The organism is Streptomyces sp. NPDC057307 (assembly GCF_042667665.1).
In the GTDB taxonomy this organism is placed as follows: domain Bacteria; phylum Actinomycetota; class Actinomycetes; order Streptomycetales; family Streptomycetaceae; genus Streptomyces.
Map to the genome: position 1 here is coordinate 17,996 of NZ_JBHUZM010000020.1, position 15,570 is coordinate 33,565.

At 70.5% G+C, this 15,570-nt stretch carries 16 protein-coding genes; 12 read left to right on the forward strand and 4 right to left on the reverse strand.

Annotation, left to right across the window (positions count from 1 at the left end; genetic code table 11):
* Positions 1–2: 2 nt before the first annotated feature.
* On the forward strand, positions 3–983 hold the full coding sequence (locus ACFUN8_RS10775) for an ABC transporter ATP-binding protein (protein WP_383634383.1): 981 nt from the start codon (positions 3–5) through the stop codon (positions 981–983).
* Entirely contained in the window at positions 980–1,786 is an 807-nt protein-coding gene (locus tag ACFUN8_RS10780; RefSeq protein ID WP_383634385.1) for an ABC transporter ATP-binding protein, read from the forward strand. The genes ACFUN8_RS10775 and ACFUN8_RS10780 overlap by 4 nt, the downstream gene beginning before the upstream one ends.
* A gap of 277 nt (positions 1,787–2,063) precedes the next feature.
* Here ACFUN8_RS10780 and ACFUN8_RS10785 read toward each other — a convergent pair whose 3' ends face one another.
* Positions 2,064–2,267 carry a cold-shock protein gene (locus ACFUN8_RS10785; protein WP_003967102.1) on the reverse strand — a complete coding sequence of 68 codons (204 nt, stop codon included), beginning with the start codon at positions 2,265–2,267 and terminating at the stop codon, positions 2,064–2,066.
* Between the two features lie 319 nt (positions 2,268–2,586).
* On the opposite strand from ACFUN8_RS10785, the gene ACFUN8_RS10790 reads away from it, so the two are divergent.
* The 5 genes from ACFUN8_RS10790 to ACFUN8_RS10810 all read left to right on the forward strand — a co-directional run bounded on the left by ACFUN8_RS10790 (position 2,587) and on the right by ACFUN8_RS10810 (position 8,145).
* A complete protein-coding gene (locus tag ACFUN8_RS10790; RefSeq protein ID WP_383634387.1) occupies positions 2,587–3,480 on the forward strand; it encodes a menaquinone biosynthetic enzyme MqnA/MqnD family protein in 894 nt (297 codons plus the stop codon).
* Between the two features lie 48 nt (positions 3,481–3,528).
* Positions 3,529–5,265: a serine/threonine-protein kinase gene (locus tag ACFUN8_RS10795; RefSeq protein WP_383634389.1), complete on the forward strand. Its 1,737-nt coding sequence runs from the start codon at positions 3,529–3,531 to the stop codon at positions 5,263–5,265.
* A gap of 127 nt (positions 5,266–5,392) precedes the next feature.
* Positions 5,393–6,592, forward strand: coding sequence for a cyclic dehypoxanthinyl futalosine synthase (gene mqnC, locus ACFUN8_RS10800; RefSeq protein ID WP_383634391.1), 1,200 nt, complete (start codon positions 5,393–5,395; stop codon positions 6,590–6,592).
* Positions 6,593–6,602: 10 nt separating this feature from the next.
* Positions 6,603–7,256, forward strand: a complete 654-nt coding sequence (locus tag ACFUN8_RS10805) for a hypothetical protein (RefSeq protein WP_383634482.1) — start codon at positions 6,603–6,605, stop codon at positions 7,254–7,256.
* A gap of 187 nt (positions 7,257–7,443) precedes the next feature.
* A complete protein-coding gene (locus ACFUN8_RS10810) occupies positions 7,444–8,145 on the forward strand; it encodes a demethylmenaquinone methyltransferase (RefSeq protein ID WP_382561909.1) in 702 nt (233 codons plus the stop codon).
* A gap of 57 nt (positions 8,146–8,202) precedes the next feature.
* On the opposite strand, the gene ACFUN8_RS10815 is transcribed toward ACFUN8_RS10810, so the two are convergent.
* Positions 8,203–8,721, reverse strand: coding sequence for a GNAT family N-acetyltransferase (locus ACFUN8_RS10815; protein WP_383634484.1), 519 nt, complete (start codon positions 8,719–8,721; stop codon positions 8,203–8,205).
* A gap of 145 nt (positions 8,722–8,866) precedes the next feature.
* On the opposite strand from ACFUN8_RS10815, the gene ACFUN8_RS10820 reads away from it, so the two are divergent.
* Entirely contained in the window at positions 8,867–10,150 is a 1,284-nt protein-coding gene (locus ACFUN8_RS10820; RefSeq protein WP_382561907.1) for a geranylgeranyl reductase family protein, read from the forward strand.
* A 39-nt stretch (positions 10,151–10,189) separates the two neighbouring features.
* On the opposite strand, the gene ACFUN8_RS10825 is transcribed toward ACFUN8_RS10820, so the two are convergent.
* Complete coding sequence (locus ACFUN8_RS10825; RefSeq protein WP_383634394.1) at positions 10,190–10,738, reverse strand: glycoside hydrolase family 25 protein; 549 nt, start codon at positions 10,736–10,738, stop codon at positions 10,190–10,192.
* Between the two features lie 264 nt (positions 10,739–11,002).
* Positions 11,003–11,818: a C40 family peptidase gene (locus ACFUN8_RS10830; RefSeq protein ID WP_383634396.1), complete on the reverse strand. Its 816-nt coding sequence runs from the start codon at positions 11,816–11,818 to the stop codon at positions 11,003–11,005.
* A 723-nt stretch (positions 11,819–12,541) separates the two neighbouring features.
* On the opposite strand from ACFUN8_RS10830, the gene ACFUN8_RS10835 reads away from it, so the two are divergent.
* From ACFUN8_RS10835 to ACFUN8_RS10850, 4 genes are read left to right on the forward strand one after another with little or no spacing between them, the layout of a single operon-like run.
* Entirely contained in the window at positions 12,542–12,901 is a 360-nt protein-coding gene (locus tag ACFUN8_RS10835; protein ID WP_354607312.1) for an NADH-quinone oxidoreductase subunit A, read from the forward strand.
* Between the two features lie 19 nt (positions 12,902–12,920).
* Positions 12,921–13,475: an NADH-quinone oxidoreductase subunit B family protein gene (locus ACFUN8_RS10840; RefSeq protein WP_127911059.1), complete on the forward strand. Its 555-nt coding sequence runs from the start codon at positions 12,921–12,923 to the stop codon at positions 13,473–13,475.
* A complete protein-coding gene (locus tag ACFUN8_RS10845; RefSeq protein WP_383634398.1) occupies positions 13,472–14,248 on the forward strand; it encodes an NADH-quinone oxidoreductase subunit C in 777 nt (258 codons plus the stop codon). The genes ACFUN8_RS10840 and ACFUN8_RS10845 overlap by 4 nt, the downstream gene beginning before the upstream one ends.
* Positions 14,245–15,567: an NADH-quinone oxidoreductase subunit D gene (locus ACFUN8_RS10850; protein ID WP_382561900.1), complete on the forward strand. Its 1,323-nt coding sequence runs from the start codon at positions 14,245–14,247 to the stop codon at positions 15,565–15,567. The genes ACFUN8_RS10845 and ACFUN8_RS10850 overlap by 4 nt, the downstream gene beginning before the upstream one ends.
* Positions 15,568–15,570 lie beyond the last annotated feature (3 nt).

Sequence of the window (15,570 nt, forward strand, 5' to 3'; positions counted from 1 at the left end):
GCATGCTCCTCGACATCGACCGACTCACCGTCCGACTCCCCGGCACCGCCCGGCCCGTACTCACCGACGTCACCCTGCGGGTGGCGAGCGGCGAAGTCGTCGGCCTGGTCGGCGAATCGGGCTCCGGCAAGTCCACCACCGCCAACGCGGCCCTGCGCCTGCTGCCGGGCGACGCCACCGCCACCGGCCGGATCACCGTCGACGGGACGGACGTCCTGTCCCTCACCGGCGAGGCACTGCGCGCCCACCGCTCCCGTACGGTCGCGATGGTCCACCAGGACCCGCGCTCGGCCCTCAACCCGGTGCGCCGCATCGGTGACTTCCTCACCGAGCGGCTGCGCGGAACGGGACTCGACCAGCGCGCGGCCCGCGCCCGCGCGGTCGAACTCCTCGCCGCCGTCGGCCTGTCCGACCCGGAACGCCGGGTGCGGCAGCGCCCGCACGAACTGTCCGGCGGCATGCTCCAGCGCGTCGTCATCGCGGGCGCGCTCGCCGTCGAACCGCGCCTGCTGCTCGCCGACGAGGCGACCAGCGCGCTGGACGTCACCACCCAGGCGGAGATCCTGGCGCTGCTGAGGTCCCTGCGGACGTCCGGCGGGAGCAGGGCGCCGGGGATGCTCTTCATCACCCACGACCTGCAACTGGCCGCCGCCTACTGCGATCGCGTGTACGTCATGTACGCGGGCCGGGTCGTCGAGGAGCGGTCCGCCGGTGACCTGTTCGCCCGGCCCCGGCACCCGTACACCCGCGGGCTGCTCGACTGCTCGCCGACGCTGGACACCGGCGCGGCCGAGATCCGCCCCATCCCCGGGCGGCCGCCCTCGCTCGCCGACGCCTTCACCGGCTGCGAGTTCGCCTCGCGCTGCCCGGAGGCGGAGGCCGCGTGCGAGACCTGGCGGCCGGAGCCGGTCGCGCTGGACGGCGGCGGTACGGCGGCCTGCCGCAGGCTGCCGGTCACGGCCACGGAAGGGAGCGTCCGATGAAGGACGGCGGACAGGAGTACGCGCTGGCGGTGGAGGGGCTGCGCAAGGAGTACCCGATGCCCGGCGGCGGCCGGCTCACCGCGGCGGACGCGGTCGGCTTCACCGTCCCCGCGGGCGGCTCGCTCGGCATCGTGGGGGAGTCCGGCTCGGGCAAGACGACGGTGGCGCGGATGCTGGTGGGTCTCGTACGGCCCGACGCCGGCACCGTACGGGTGGCGGGCCGCGTCCGCGAGACCCGTACGCCACGCGGCAGAGCGGCCAGGCTGGGCAGGGCCAGGGAGATCCAGATGGTCTTCCAGGACCCGTACGTCTCGCTCGACCCTCGGCTGACGTCCCGTCAATGCCTCACCACCGCACTGCGGTTGCACGGCCGCGCCGACTCACTGGCCGACGGGCTGCTCGACCGGGTGGGACTCGGCGCCCGCGAGGCCGGGGCGCGTCCGCACGGGATGTCCGGCGGTCAGCGGCAGCGGCTCGCGATCGCGCGGGCGCTGGCCGTCGACCCGCAGGTGCTGGTGCTCGACGAGGCGGTGGCCGCGCTGGACGTGTCCATCCAGGCGCAGATCCTCCAACTGCTCGGCGAGATACGCCGGGACACCGGTGTGGCGCTGGTCTTCGTGAGCCACGACCTGGCCGTGGTGCGGCACATCACCGACGAGGTGCTGGTCATGCGGCGCGGCGTGGTGGTCGAACAGGGCCCGACGGACGGGGTGTTGGCGTCCCCGGACCACCCGTACACCCGGCGCCTGCTGGCGTCCGTGCCCCGGCCGGGCTGGGACCCGGCGACGGTGGGCGCCTCGTAACCCCACCCAAAGGCAGGAGCCCTGCTCCCCGCACTGGACATGCGGGGACAGGGCTCCTTGATACTGCTATTTTCCGTGCGCGATCTTCCGACCCGGGCAACTAGGCCCTGTCTGACGAATCCCGCCTGGCGCGCGACCCCCGGCACGCACACTCGCCGCGTTGTCGGAGTCACCCAAGTACGTCCAGTACGAGGGCGATCCTCCGCCTTGCGATCGCACGCACCGGACGCCGCGCGCCCCGCCCTCCGGGCGGACGGCGTTATTCGACAGCCAGGTCCTAGGCCGGGGTTACGTTCTCCGCCTGCGGGCCCTTCGGGCCCTGGGTGACGTCGAAGTTCACGACCTGGTTCTCCTCGAGGGAGCGGAACCCGGACGCGTTGATCGCGGAGTAATGGACGAAGACATCCGGGCCGCCGCCGTCCTGGGCGATGAAGCCGAAGCCCTTTTCAGCGTTGAACCACTTGACGGTTCCGGTAGCCATAAGCCCTCCTTGGGCCAAAGGGTTGCCCTGCTCCAGAACCTGCAAACAAGTCTGAAAACTACAAAAGCCTGCGGGTCACATGCTCCGCAGGCTCTGTACTGCAAGGGAAACCAAACTGCAACTTGCGGCGAGCCTAGCACGCGTCTCACGGGCAGCGGTAGGGGGAAAGATCACCCAAAGATCGGCTCACCCGGACGTTTGAAGAGGGCTCCGGCGGGGTGCCGCGGCGAGGGTCCTGACGTGCGAGGGAGACCCGCCCGAGGCGCCCGCCCGGCACCCCCTGCCCGCCCCACCCGTCTCACAGGTCTAGCCTCGCGGTGTGGACAGCTCCTCTGAAAACACAGCAGGCCCCGACGCGGGCGGAAGCGATCACCCCCACGTCCGGCCGCGCGTCGGTCACATCCAGTTCCTGAACTGCCTCCCCCTTTACTGGGGCCTCGGCAGAACAGGAGCCCTCTTCGATCTTGAGCTGACGAAGGACACCCCGGAGAAGCTCAGCGAGAGCCTCGTGCGCGGAGATCTCGATATCGGCCCCGTCACCGTGGTCGAATTCCTCCGTAATGCCGAGAACCTCGTCGCATTCCCCGATCTGGCCGTCGGCTGCGACGGCCCCGTCATGTCCTGCCTGATCATTTCGCAGGTGCCGCTCGACGAGCTCGACGGGGCGCGGGTGGCCCTCGGCTCGACCTCGCGGACCGCCGTACGGCTCGCGCAGCTCCTCCTCGCCGAGAAGTACGAGGTCACGCCCGACTACTACACGTGCCCGCCCGACCTCGGCCTGATGATGCAGGAGGCGGACGCGGCCGTACTGATCGGCGACGCCGCCCTGCGCGCCTCGCTGCACGACGCGCCGCGCCTCGGCCTCCAGGTCCACGACCTCGGACAGATGTGGAAGGACTGGACGGGGCTCCCGTTCGTCTTCGCGGTGTGGGCGGCGCGCAAGGACTACCTGGCCCGCGAGCCCGAGACCGTACGCCTGGTGCACCAGGCGTTCCTCGCCTCCCGCGACGTGTCGCTGGAGGAGGTCACCAAGGTCGCCGAGCAGGCCGCGCGCTGGGAGAGCTTCGACGCGGAGCTGCTGGAGCGCTACTTCACGACGCTCGACTTCCGCTTCGGGCCCGAGCAGCTCGCGGGCGTACGGGAGTTCGCCCGGCTCACCGGACCCACGACCGGCTATCCCGCCGACCCCGGCGTCGAGTTGCTCCCGTCCTGAGAAGGTAGGAGCGACACACGCGGGACGGGGAACGGGGAGGGGACGGGTATGCAGCCGCTCGACGCGGACGGGCCTCGCACCATCGGCGCGTACCGGCTGCTGGGCCGACTCGGCGCCGGCGGCATGGGCCGGGTCTATCTGGCCAGGTCGGAGGGCGGCCGGACGGTCGCCGTCAAGGTCATCCATCCGCACTTCGCGCTGGACGAGGAGTTCCGGGCCCGCTTCCGCCGCGAGGTGGCCGCGGCCCGCCGGGTCGGCGGCGCCTGGACGGCGCCGGTGCTCGACGCCGACCCGGAGGCGGCCACACCCTGGGTCGCCACCGGCTATGTGGTCGGCCCCTCGCTGACCCAGGCCGTCGCGACGTACGGCCCGTTGCCCGAGCGGACGGTACGGGCGCTGGGAGCCGGACTCGCCGAGGCGCTGGGCGCGGTCCATCAACTGGGCCTGGTCCACCGCGACGTCAAACCGTCGAACGTCCTGCTCGCCCTCGACGGCCCCCGGCTCATCGACTTCGGGATAGCCCGCGCCACCGACGGCACCGCCTCGCTCACCTCCACCGGCGTCTCCGTCGGCTCACCCGGCTACATGTCGCCCGAGCAGATACTCGGCAAGGGCGTCACCGGCGCGGCCGACGTCTTCTCGCTGGGCGCGGTGCTCGCGTACGCCACGGCCGGGGTCAGCCCGTTCCCCGGCGACTCGTCCGCCGCGCTCCTCTACAAGGTCGTCCACGAGGAGCCCGAACTGGGCCCGCTGGAAGGCGACTTGAAGGACCTGGTCGCCCACTGCCTCGCCAAGGACCCGGCCGCGCGCCCCGCGCCGGCGGAGATAGCCGCGCGGCTCGCGCCCGGATCGGGCGGGGCGGTCGCGCTGGTCGACGCGGGCTGGCTGCCGGACCCCCTGGTACGGGAGGTCAGCCGGGCCGCCGTACACCTCCTGGACCTGGAGACGGCGCAGCCCGTACGGAGCGCCCCCGGGCAGCCGGTGCACTGGCCCACGCCTCCGGAGCCGACCGGACACCCGTCCCTGTCGGCGCCCCCGCTCGGCGAGTTCGGGCCGCCGACGGAGCCGGACGTGAAGGCGCACCCGACGGGCCCGCCCCATGGCGGCCAGGACACCGACGACCCCCGGATGTCCCTCTCGGTCACCGCAGGCCGGGCCGGGCCGCGCCGCCGCAGGGTGAGCTGCACCGTCGCCCTCGCCGTGGCGGGAGCGCTGGCGGCGGTCACGCTGGGCGGGACGCTGCTCCTGGACCAGTTCTCGGACAACAAGTCGTCGGACTCGGCCGACCACGGTTCGGCGGGCGCGAGCCCCAAGCAGTCGGCCACGCCGCCCGATGCCGCCACGGACAGTCCCACGGACAGTCCCACGGGCACTCCCACCGAGGGCCCCACCGACGGCCCCACCGGCGCGGTCCGGGCCGTGCCCGAGCAGTTCGTCGGTACCTGGAAGGGGCCGACGACCGAGGACTCCGGCGCGCCGCACGGCGACTACACCGTCGAGATCACCGAGGGCGGTAAGGGCGAGAAGGTGTTCCGCTCGACCAGCCTTCTCTCGCTGCTCGGCGTGGAGGTCGAGTGCCACGGCGTGGGCACGCTCGTGTCCGCCACCGCCAAGGAGATCCGGATCGAGGAGTCGACCGATCCCGAGCGGCCCGGCAGGGCGGGGCTGTGCACGACCACGGCGGCCGCCGCGCTGACGTTCACGCTCACCGACAGCGGTGATCTGAGCTTCGTCTCGAAGGAGGAGGCGGCGGGCAACCCGACGGGGACGCTGAAGAAGCAGTAGCGACCGCGGGGACCCCGCGAGGCCCGGCGGGGACCCCGCGAGCCCGGCAGCCGGTCGGCCCGTACCCCTGGCGTACGCTGGATCGGTCCGTAGATCCACTGATACACCGCCGAAAGGTGACGCCCCGGTGACCGAGAAGGCCGACCAGCAGTCTGTCCTCGACCGCGCTGCCGAGGGTGGCCGGATCACCCCCGAAGAGGCGCTCGACCTCTACCGCTCGGCCCCTCTCCACGCGCTCGGCTCCGCCGCCGACCGCGCGCGCCGCCGCCGGTACGCCGGCACGGAGCACATCGCGACGTACATCATCGAGCGGAACATCAACTACACGAACGTCTGCGTGACGGCGTGCAAGTTCTGCGCCTTCTACGCGGCGCCCAAGGACACCGACAAGGGCTGGACCCGCGACCTCGACGACATCCTGCGCCGCTGCGCGGAGACCGTCGAACTCGGCGGCACCCAGATCATGTTCCAGGGCGGCCACCACCCCGACTACGGCGTGGAGTACTACGAGAAGCACTTCGGCGCCATCAAGGCCGCGTTCCCGCAACTGGTCATCCACTCCCTCGGCGCGTCCGAGGTCGAGCACATGGCCCGGCTCTCGGACGTCTCCGTGGAGGAGGCGATCCGCCGGATCCACGCGGCGGGCCTCGACTCGTTCGCGGGCGCCGGCGCCGAACTGCTGCCGGCCCGGCCGCGTACGGCGATCGCGCCGCTCAAGGAGTCCGGCGAGCGGTGGCTGGAGATCATGGAGACCGCGCACGGTCTCGGTGTCGAGTCGACGTCCACGATGCTCATGGGCACCGGCGAGACGAACGCCGAGCGGATCGAGCACCTGCGGATGATCCGCGACGTACAGGACCGGACGGGCGGCTTCCGGGCGTTCATCCCGTACACCTACCAGCCGGAGAACAACAAGCTGAAGGGACAGACGCAGGCCACGCTCTTCGAGTACCTGCGGCTGATCGCCATCGCCCGCCTCTTCCTCGACAACGTCGCGCACATCCAGGGCTCCTGGCTGACCACGGGCAAGGAGGTCGGCCAACTGTCCCTGCACTACGGCGCGGACGACCTCGGCTCGATCATGCTGGAGGAGAACGTCGTCTCGTCGGCGGGCGCCAAGCACCGCTCGAACCGGCTGGAGATCATCGACCTGATCCGCAAGTCGGGCCGGGTGCCGGCGCAGCGCACCACGACGTACGAGCACATCGTCGTGCACGACGACCCGGGAGACGACCCGGTCGACGAGCGCGTCGTCTCGCACATCTCGTCCACGGCGATCGCGGGCGGCACGGCGCACCCGGAACTCAAGCTGCTCGACGCCAACTGACCGGGTGGCACTGACGATTCACCGGGCGGACCTGCTGCTGCCCGGTGCCGGACGCGCGCCCGTACCGGGCGGCGCGGTCCTGGTCGCGGGGGACGCGATCGAGGCCGTCGGCCCGTACGAGGAGCTGGCGGCCGCGCATCCCGCCGCCCGGGTCAGACGGTGGCCGGGCGTCCTCACACCGGGGCTGTGCAATTCGTACGGTCCCGAACTGCTGGAGCGGACCTACCACCCCGACCCGCGCGAGGCCGACGAGCTGGGGACGGAACCGCTGACCGGCGCCGCGCTCGCCGCGCTGGAGATGACCGACACCCGCTGGGGCGCGAGCGCGCGGCGCGGTGTCCGCCGGATGCTGGCGCACGGCACGGTCGCGATCGCCGGGCCCCTGCGGCGGGCCACGGTGGCGGACGCGGTCACGCGCTCGGGCCTGGCCGTCGAGCGGCGCCTCACCGAACCACCGGGCCCACCCGACCTGGACCCCCTCGCCGGCCGCCCGGCCGAGGAGGCGTTCGTACTGCCACCGCTGGGCTTCGAAGGCCGCCAGGCCGACTTCGCGGTGTTCGCCGTCCCGCCCACCGACGACCCGTACACCGCGCTGACGCGCGCGGGCGCGACGAGCTGCGTGGCGACGGTCCTCGACGGCCGCCTGGTCCACCGACGCGCCTGAGGCTGCGGCCGGTTCGTGTCGATCGCCGGACGGTCCCCGAGCCGACGCCGGAGGCGGGCGAGCGGGTGGACCGACGCGTGCGAGGCAGGCGCGCGGCGCCGTGGCCCGCCTGCGAGAATGGCGCCGTACCGCGGTGTACCGCGGTGGATCGCGCAGAGACAACCGAGACAAGTCAGGCGGAACGCCAGTGACCCGGGCCTCCCTGGACAAGCAGCCGCACGAAGTCGCCTCGATGTTCGACGACGTGGCGGCGAAGTACGACCTCACCAACGACGTGCTCTCCCTCGGCCAGGCGCGGCTCTGGCGCAAGGAGGTCGCGAAGGCGGTGAACGCCCGCCCCGCGCAGAAGGTCCTCGACCTCGCCGCGGGCACCGCCACCTCCTCCATGCCCTTCGCCGCCACCGGCGCCTACGTCGTGCCGTGCGACTTCTCGCTCGGCATGCTCCGCGAGGGCAAGAAGCGCCACCCCTGGCTGCCGCTGACGGCCGGCGACGCGACCAAACTGCCTTTCCGCGACGACGTCTTCGACACCGTCACGATCTCCTTCGGCCTGCGCAACGTCCAGGACACGGACGGCGCGCTGCGTGAGCTGTACCGGGTGACCAAGCCCGGCGGGCAGGTCGTGATCTGTGAGTTCTCCCAGCCGACCTGGGAGCCCTTCCGGACCGTCTACACGGAGTACCTGATGCGCGCGCTGCCGCCGACGGCGCGCGCCGTGTCCTCGAACCCGGACGCGTACGTGTACCTCGCCGAGTCCATCCGCGCCTGGCCCGACCAGCCGGGCCTCGCCGGTCTGCTCCAGAAGGCCGGCTGGTCGAAGGTCGCGTGGCGGAATCTGACCGGCGGGGTCGTGGCACTGCACCGCGGCATCAAGCCGTCCGAAGCCTGAGCACGGTCCAGGCCTGAGCACGGCCGAAGCCCGAGCACGGCCGAAGCCCGAGCGGGGTCAGGGCCGCCGGTCGAGCCTGAGCCGGAAGCGGTACGCCTTCCGCTGCCCCACCGGCGTCACGAACGTCTCCTCCAGCTCCATGCCCAGGCGCCGCGCCACCGCGACCGAGCGGTCGTTGCGGGCGTCGACCATCGCCACGACGGTGGGGACGCCCGCCGCCCGTACCCGCTCCAGCGTCGCGTGCGCGGCGGCTGCCACGTACCCCTTGCCCCAGTACGCACGGCCGAGGCGCCAGCCGATCTCGATCTCGCCGACTGGGCCGAACGACGTGTGCGGCCACGGCTGCGCGCCGGTGAAGCCGATCACCCGGTCCTCGGAGTCGAGCATCGTCCAGAGGCAGAAGCCGTGTTCGGCGGCGTGCCCGCGCTGGCGGGCGGTGAGCTCCTCGTACTCCGAGAGCGGCGCCGGGCCGCCGTGGAACTCCATGACGTCCGGATCGTCGAAGAGCCGGTGCCACTCCCGCGAGTCCTCCTCGGTGGGAACGCGCAGCCGCACGACGGGGACCGGTCGGGTGATGTCGTTCACGAGGGCAGCCCTTCAACTTGTGGATCAATAGGCACCCATAGACTGCACCTGTCCAGTGCCGAACATGTCCACAGCCGTCGGTACGCCATGATGGGACCCGCCAGCCGAGTCCCACGAGTCTTCGGGAGATCCCGCTGTGACCGAGCCCCTCTCCGAACACACCGCAGATGTGATCGTCGTCGGTGCGGGCCCGGCCGGCTCCACCACGGCGTACCACCTCGCCAAGTCGGGCCTGGACGTCCTGCTGCTGGAGAAGACCGCGTTCCCGCGCGAGAAGGTGTGCGGCGACGGTCTCACCCCGCGCGCCACCAAGCAGCTGGTGGGCATGGGCATCGACATCTCCGAGGAGGCCGGCTGGCTCCGTAACAAGGGCCTGCGGATCATCGGCGGCGGTGTACGGCTCCAGCTCGACTGGCCGGATCTCGCCAGCTACCCGGACTACGGACTCGTCCGCAAGCGCGACGACTTCGACGAGCAACTGGCCCGGCAGGCGCAGAAGGCCGGGGCGCGGCTGCACGAGCGCTGCAACGTCGGCGCGCCGATCATCGACCCGCGCACCGGCCGGATCACCGGCGTCAACGCCAAGATGGGCGAGGAGAAGACGCCCGTCACCTTCCACGCCCCGCTCGTCGTCGCCGCCGACGGCAACTCCACGCGGCTGTCGCTCGCGATGGGGCTGCACCGCCGCGAGGACCGGCCGATGGGCGTCGCCGTCCGTACGTACTTCACCTCGCCCCGGCACGACGACGACTACCTGGAGTCGTGGCTGGAGCTGTGGGACCGGCGCGGTCCGCAGGACCGGCTGCTGCCCGGCTACGGCTGGATCTTCGGCATGGGCGACGGCACCTCCAACGTCGGCCTGGGCATCCTCAATTCGTCGTCCGCCTTCAAGGAACTGGACTGGCGCGAGGTGCTGAAGGCGTGGTGCGCGTCGATGCCGGAGGACTGGGGTTACACGCCCGACAACATGACGATGCCGATCCGCGGCGCCGCGCTGCCGATGGCCTTCAACCGGCAGCCGCACTACACCAAGGGCCTGCTGCTGGTCGGTGACGCGGGCGGTCTGGTCAACCCGTTCAACGGCGAGGGCATCGCGTACGCCATGGAGTCCGGCCAGATCGCGGCGGACGTCATCGTGCAGGCACAGTCCCGGCAGACGCCCGGACAGCGCGAGATGGCCCTCCAGCGCTATCCGCGGGTGCTCAAGGAGACCTACGGCGGCTACTACACGCTGGGCCGCGCCTTCGTGAAGCTGATCGGCAACCCGAAGGTCATGAAGATCGCGACGCAGAGGGGGCTCACGCACCCGCTGCTGATGAAGTTCACGCTGAAGATGCTGGCGAATCTGACCGACCCGTCGGGCGGCGACGCGATGGACCGCATCATCAACGGTCTCAGCAAGGTCGCGCCGAAGTCGTAGGACGGTACGGGGCGGCGCGGGGCGGGGCGGTGGGCCGGGTTACCCCTCGGCCCACTTCCGCAGGGCGGCGGCGTCCGCGAACCTGCCGACGTTCGTGTCGAGCGGCGTGTCCGTGTACTGGTGGAACTTCCACGCCGCCTTGATCCGGGGCTTGCCCGCCGTCACATAGTCCGCGATCCACAGGGCGTCGCCCGCCTCGCTCGTGGTGTCGCGGTTGAGCCAGAAGTCCCGGTTGCAGTAGAGCCCGACGCGGTGGTCCGCGCCCCGCAGCCGCCGGACCTCCGCCAGGAAGGCGTCCTTGGACGCGCAACTGACGTCCGCGTCCTCCCAGTCGGCGAACAGCGGGTCGCCCGCGCGTTCGGCGGCCTTGCCGACGAAGTACTCCGCCTGCGCCTTCATGCTGCCGGGCCGCAGGAAGTGGTAGAAGCCGACGACGAGTCCGGCCTCCCGCGCGTGTGAAGCCTGGGCCTTCATACGGGGGTTGAGGTACGAGGTGCCCTCGGTGGCTTTGACGATGGCGAAGTGCAGGCCCTGCGTGGAGAACGACGAGCTCTGGTAGGACGAAACGTCGACGCCGTTGACGGTCATCGGTGGTGCCTCCTGCGCTGTGCGTGGTGTGGGGGGAGAGGTTCCCTGCCAGTCCGATGCCCCCGATGGCGTCGGGCCACTCTCGAACAGGCGCGTCCGCGAGGCCCGTCGAGGGGTACGCCGGGGCACGCGGCACGGCGAAGGGCCGCCGCTCCCCGGGGCGGGGGAGTGGCGGCCCTTTGGTCATGAGGGTGGTGCGGAGGCGCGCTTCGTGGCGGGGCGCGCTTCGTGCGGAGGTGCCGGTGGGTCGGAGGGGACGGTGCGTCAGAGGAGACGGACCGCGCCGCTCGGCGGGTCCCAGTCCAGCGTCTTCTCGACGACACCCGTACCGGAGTTCTGCGCGCCGATGAACTTGCCGCCGCCGGAGTAGATCCCCACGTGGTACGCGCTGCCCGCGCCGCCCCAGTAGAGGATGTCGCCGGGCTGGAGGTTGTCCAGGGAGACCTGGGTGCCGGCCGTCGACTGCGGCTGCGAGGTGCGCGGCAGGTCGACACCGGCCTGGCGGTACGCGGCCTGGACGAGGCTGGAGCAGTCCCACGAGTTCGGGCCGGTGGAGCCGAGGACGTACGCGTCGCCGACCTGGGCGCGCGCGAAGGCCAGGACGGCGGCGGCGGAACCGGACGCCTGCGTGGTGCCGTACGAGGCCGGGGTGGAGGAGCCGGCGGAGGAAGCGGCGAGCGTCGTCCGCTCCTCGGAGCGTGAGGCGCGCTCCTCGGCGGCCTTGGCGCGGGCGGCGGCCGCGGCCTTCTCCTTCGCCTCGGCCTTGCGGTCGGCCTCGGCCTTGGCCTTCTTGGCGACCTTCGCGGCGTGGGTCGCCGCGGCGTCCTGCTGGGCCCTCAGTTCGAGGTCGACCGCGACCTGCTGGGTGGCGGCGGCGGACTGCGCGACGCTGCCGGCGAGGCCGGAGGTGAGCGTGGGCATCTCGATGGTCTCGGTCACCGGCTCGGCGTTGGCCGGAGCGGCGGCACCAGCCAGCGCGATGGTGCTGAGGACGCCACCGGCAACTCCGGACCGGATCGCGGTTTTCGACGCGTTTCGGCGGGGCTTCCGGTGGCTGGGTATGTGAGCGGTGTGGGACATGAGGACAATCGCTATCAGGGCTTTCGGGTTCCCTTCAAGCAAAGTGTGTTGCGCCACAGTTACGTTCGGAATGGGTCAATCCGCTTACTGGAGACCTTTATTGACGCCGTAACGGGCATAACGGACACTCGTGATCATGGCTGTGATCAGAGGGTTTCGGTGAATCGCCCGGATTGCCCGCCACCTACCATCCGTTCGCTCTGATGGCCAAGCCCCACTTTTAGGACGGTTGAGCGGAGTGGCGCAGGTCACAGAATGGTGAACGCCGGTGCTCCCGGGCGCTCGTGAACGCGTGCACGTGATCCGCGTTCGTCCGCCTCCGCCCGCCCCCGTCCACCTCTGTCCCGTGACCTCCCCCGCGTGGGTGGCGCGCACCTCTATCACCCGTGCGCGTCCATCTCCAATTTGCTGCTCTCCGCATTGTCTTGATAGGGCCGCACGCCTCCGACCAGCGGTAACTCTCCGCATTGTTACCTCAGGTGATCGACCGACCGCTGCCCGTTCGAAGATCCAACGGCCCTCCGACACATGATCGATCGTCAGGTGGTGGAGATCACAAACTCGTTGTTGCACCCCGTGTCGCACGTCACAGAGTGGGAGGCATAGGATGCGGGGCAGTCCGGCTTGTGAACTGCCTCACATACGCGTGATCTTCGCGGGGGTGGCGAGACAGAAGCTCGGTTGAGGACCAACGGTCAGGGACGACTGGAAGGAGCGAGGAGCGTGAATGCCTACGCGCCAATCCTCGTGCTCGGCGCTCTCGGTGCCGCGTTTGCGATCTTCTCCGTGGTATCGGCCACGCTTATCGGCCCGAAAAGGTACAACCGGGCAAAACTCGAAGCGTACGAGTGCGGCATCGAGCCCACTCCCACGCCGGCCGGAGGTGGCCGCTTTCCCATCAAGTACTACCTGACGGCGATGCTCTTCATCATTTTCGACATCGAGGTCGTCTTCCTTTACCCCTGGGCCGTCACCTTCGACGCGCTCGGGCTTTTCGGGCTCGTGGAGATGTTGCTCTTCGTGCTCACCGTCTTCGTCGCCTACGCGTATGTGTGGCGGCGCGGCGGTCTGGAATGGGACTAAAGGCGCGGAGGGGCAACCAATGGGACTCGAAGAGAAGCTGCCGAGCGGATTTCTGCTGACCACCGTCGAGCAGGCCGCGGGCTGGGTGCGGAAGTCGTCCGTCTTTCCGGCGACCTTCGGCCTCGCCTGCTGTGCCATCGAGATGATGACGACGGGCGCCGGCCGGTACGACCTGGCCCGGTTCGGCATGGAGGTCTTCCGCGGCTCGCCGCGCCAGGCCGACCTGATGATCGTGGCAGGACGGGTGAGCCAGAAGATGGCGCCCGTCCTGAGGCAGGTCTACGACCAGATGCCGAATCCCAAGTGGGTCATCTCCATGGGGGTTTGCGCGTCGTCCGGCGGGATGTTCAACAACTACGCGATTGTCCAGGGCGTCGACCACGTCGTCCCTGTCGACATCTACCTGCCGGGCTGCCCGCCGCGTCCGGAAATGCTGATGGACGCCATCCTCAAACTCCACCAGAAGATCCAGGGCGGAAAGCTCGGGGTCAACGCGGAGGAGGCCGCCCGCGAGGCGGAGGAGGCGGCGCTCAAGGCGCTCCCGACGATCGAGATGAAGGGGCTGCTGCGGTGAGCGACGAGCAGCGATCCGGAAGTTCCCCGGACAACGAGCCGACCGACGCCCGGCCGGGCGACGAGGCCGGCAGCAGTGTGCCGTCCGCGCGTGACCGGGCCGCCGAGGTCATCGGCGTACGCAAGGGCATGTTCGGCACCGACACCGGCGGCGGTGACACCAGCGGCTACGGCGGCCTCGTCAGGACCGTGAGCCTGCCGGGCGCCGCGAGCCGCCCGTACGGCGGCCGCGACGGTGTCTTCGACGAGATCGCCGACGAACTCGAAGGCGCGCTGGAGGAGCAGGGACTGCTCCCGTCCAACGCCATCGAGAAGACGGTCGTCGACCGCGGTGAACTCACCTTCCACATCGCACGCGAGCACCTGGTCCAGGTCGCCCGGACCCTGCGCGACGACCCGGCGCTCCGCTTCGAGCTGTGTACGGGTGTGTCCGGCGTCCACTTCCTGGGCGACAAGGGCCGCGAGCTGCACGCCGTCTACCACCTGCGCTCACTGACGCACGGCCGGCTGATCCGCCTCGAAGTGTCCGCACCGGACGCCGACCCGCACGTGCCGTCCCTGGTCGAGGTCTATCCGACCAACGACTGGCACGAGCGCGAGACGTACGACTTCTTCGGCCTGATCTTCGACGGCCACCCCGCCCTCACCCGGATCATGATGCCGGACGACTGGCAGGGCTTCCCGCAGCGCAAGGACTACCCCCTCGGCGGCATCGCCGTCGAGTACAAGGGCGCCCAGATCCCGTCTCCGGACCAGCGGAGGTCGTACTCATGACCACCCCACACGCCACTCCCCGTGCCACCACCGAGGGCACCGTCTACACCGTCACCGGTGGTGACTGGGACGAGGTCGTCGAGACCGCGGCCAAGTCGGACGACGAGCGCATCATCGTCAACATGGGTCCCCAGCACCCGTCGACGCACGGTGTGCTCCGGCTGATCCTGGAGATCGAGGGCGAGACCGTCACCGAGGCCCGCTGCGGCATCGGCTATCTGCACACCGGTATCGAGAAGAACCTCGAATTCCGCAACTGGACGCAGGGCACCACCTTCGTCACGCGCATGGACTACCTGACGTCGTTCTTCAACGAGACGGCGTACTGCCGGGCCGTGGAGACGCTGCTGGGCATCGAGGACGACATCCCGGACCGGGCGAACATCATCCGCGTCCTGCTGATGGAGCTGAACCGGCTCTCGTCGCACCTCGTCTGTATCGCCACCGGCGGTATGGAGCTGGGCGCGACCACGATCATGATCTACGGATTCCGCGATCGTGAACTGATTCTCGACGCCTACGAGTTGATCACCGGCCTGCGGATGAACCACGCGTTCATCCGGCCCGGCGGCCTCGCCCAGGACCTTCCCCCGGGCGCCGTCGACCATCTGCGCGAACTGCTGAAGACCCTGCGCAAGAACCTGCCGGAGTACGACGCGCTCGCCACCGGCAACCCGATCTTCAAGGCCCGTATGCAGGACGTCGGCTATCTCGACCTGGCCGGCTGCATGGCGCTCGGCGCCACCGGACCGATCCTGCGCTCGGCCGGGCTGCCGCACGACCTGCGCAAGACCGACCCGTACTGCGGTTACGAGACGTACGACTTCGACATCCCGACCGCCGAGACCTGCGACGCCTACGGGCGCTTCCTCATCCGGCTGGAAGAGATGCGCCAGTCGCTGCGGATCGTCGAACAGTGCCTGGACCGCCTGGAGCCGGGCCCGGTCATGGTCGGCGACAAGAAGATCGCCTGGCCCGCGCAGCTCGCGCTCGGCCCGGACGGACTCGGCAACTCGCTCGACCACATCAAGAACATCATGGGCACGTCCATGGAGGCTCTGATCCATCACTTCAAGCTGGTGACGGAGGGCTTCCGGGTCCCGCCCGGCCAGGCGTACGCCGCCGTCGAGTCGCCCAAGGGCGAACTCGGCGTGCACGTCGTCTCCGACGGGGGCACGCGCCCCTACCGGGTCCACTTCCGCGACCCGTCGTTCACCAATCTCCAGTCCATGGCGGCCATGTGTGAGGGCGGCCAGGTCGCCGACGTCATCGTCGCCGTCGCGTCCATCGACCCCGTGATGGGAGGCGTCGACCGGTGACCA

Coding starts and splice junctions, on each gene's coding strand:
- ACFUN8_RS10775 (WP_383634383.1), top strand. CDS start 3: ATGCTCCTCGACATCGACCGACTCACCGTCCGACTCCCCGGCACCGCC.
- ACFUN8_RS10780 (WP_383634385.1), top strand. CDS start 980: ATGAAGGACGGCGGACAGGAGTACGCGCTGGCGGTGGAGGGGCTGCGC.
- ACFUN8_RS10785 (WP_003967102.1), bottom strand. CDS start 2,267: ATGGCTACCGGAACCGTCAAGTGGTTCAACGCTGAAAAGGGCTTCGGC.
- ACFUN8_RS10795 (WP_383634389.1), top strand. CDS start 3,529: ATGCAGCCGCTCGACGCGGACGGGCCTCGCACCATCGGCGCGTACCGG.
- ACFUN8_RS10825 (WP_383634394.1), bottom strand. CDS start 10,738: ATGACCGTCAACGGCGTCGACGTTTCGTCCTACCAGAGCTCGTCGTTC.
- ACFUN8_RS10830 (WP_383634396.1), bottom strand. CDS start 11,818: ATGTCCCACACCGCTCACATACCCAGCCACCGGAAGCCCCGCCGAAAC.
- ACFUN8_RS10840 (WP_127911059.1), top strand. CDS start 12,921: ATGGGACTCGAAGAGAAGCTGCCGAGCGGATTTCTGCTGACCACCGTC.
- ACFUN8_RS10850 (WP_382561900.1), top strand. CDS start 14,245: ATGACCACCCCACACGCCACTCCCCGTGCCACCACCGAGGGCACCGTC.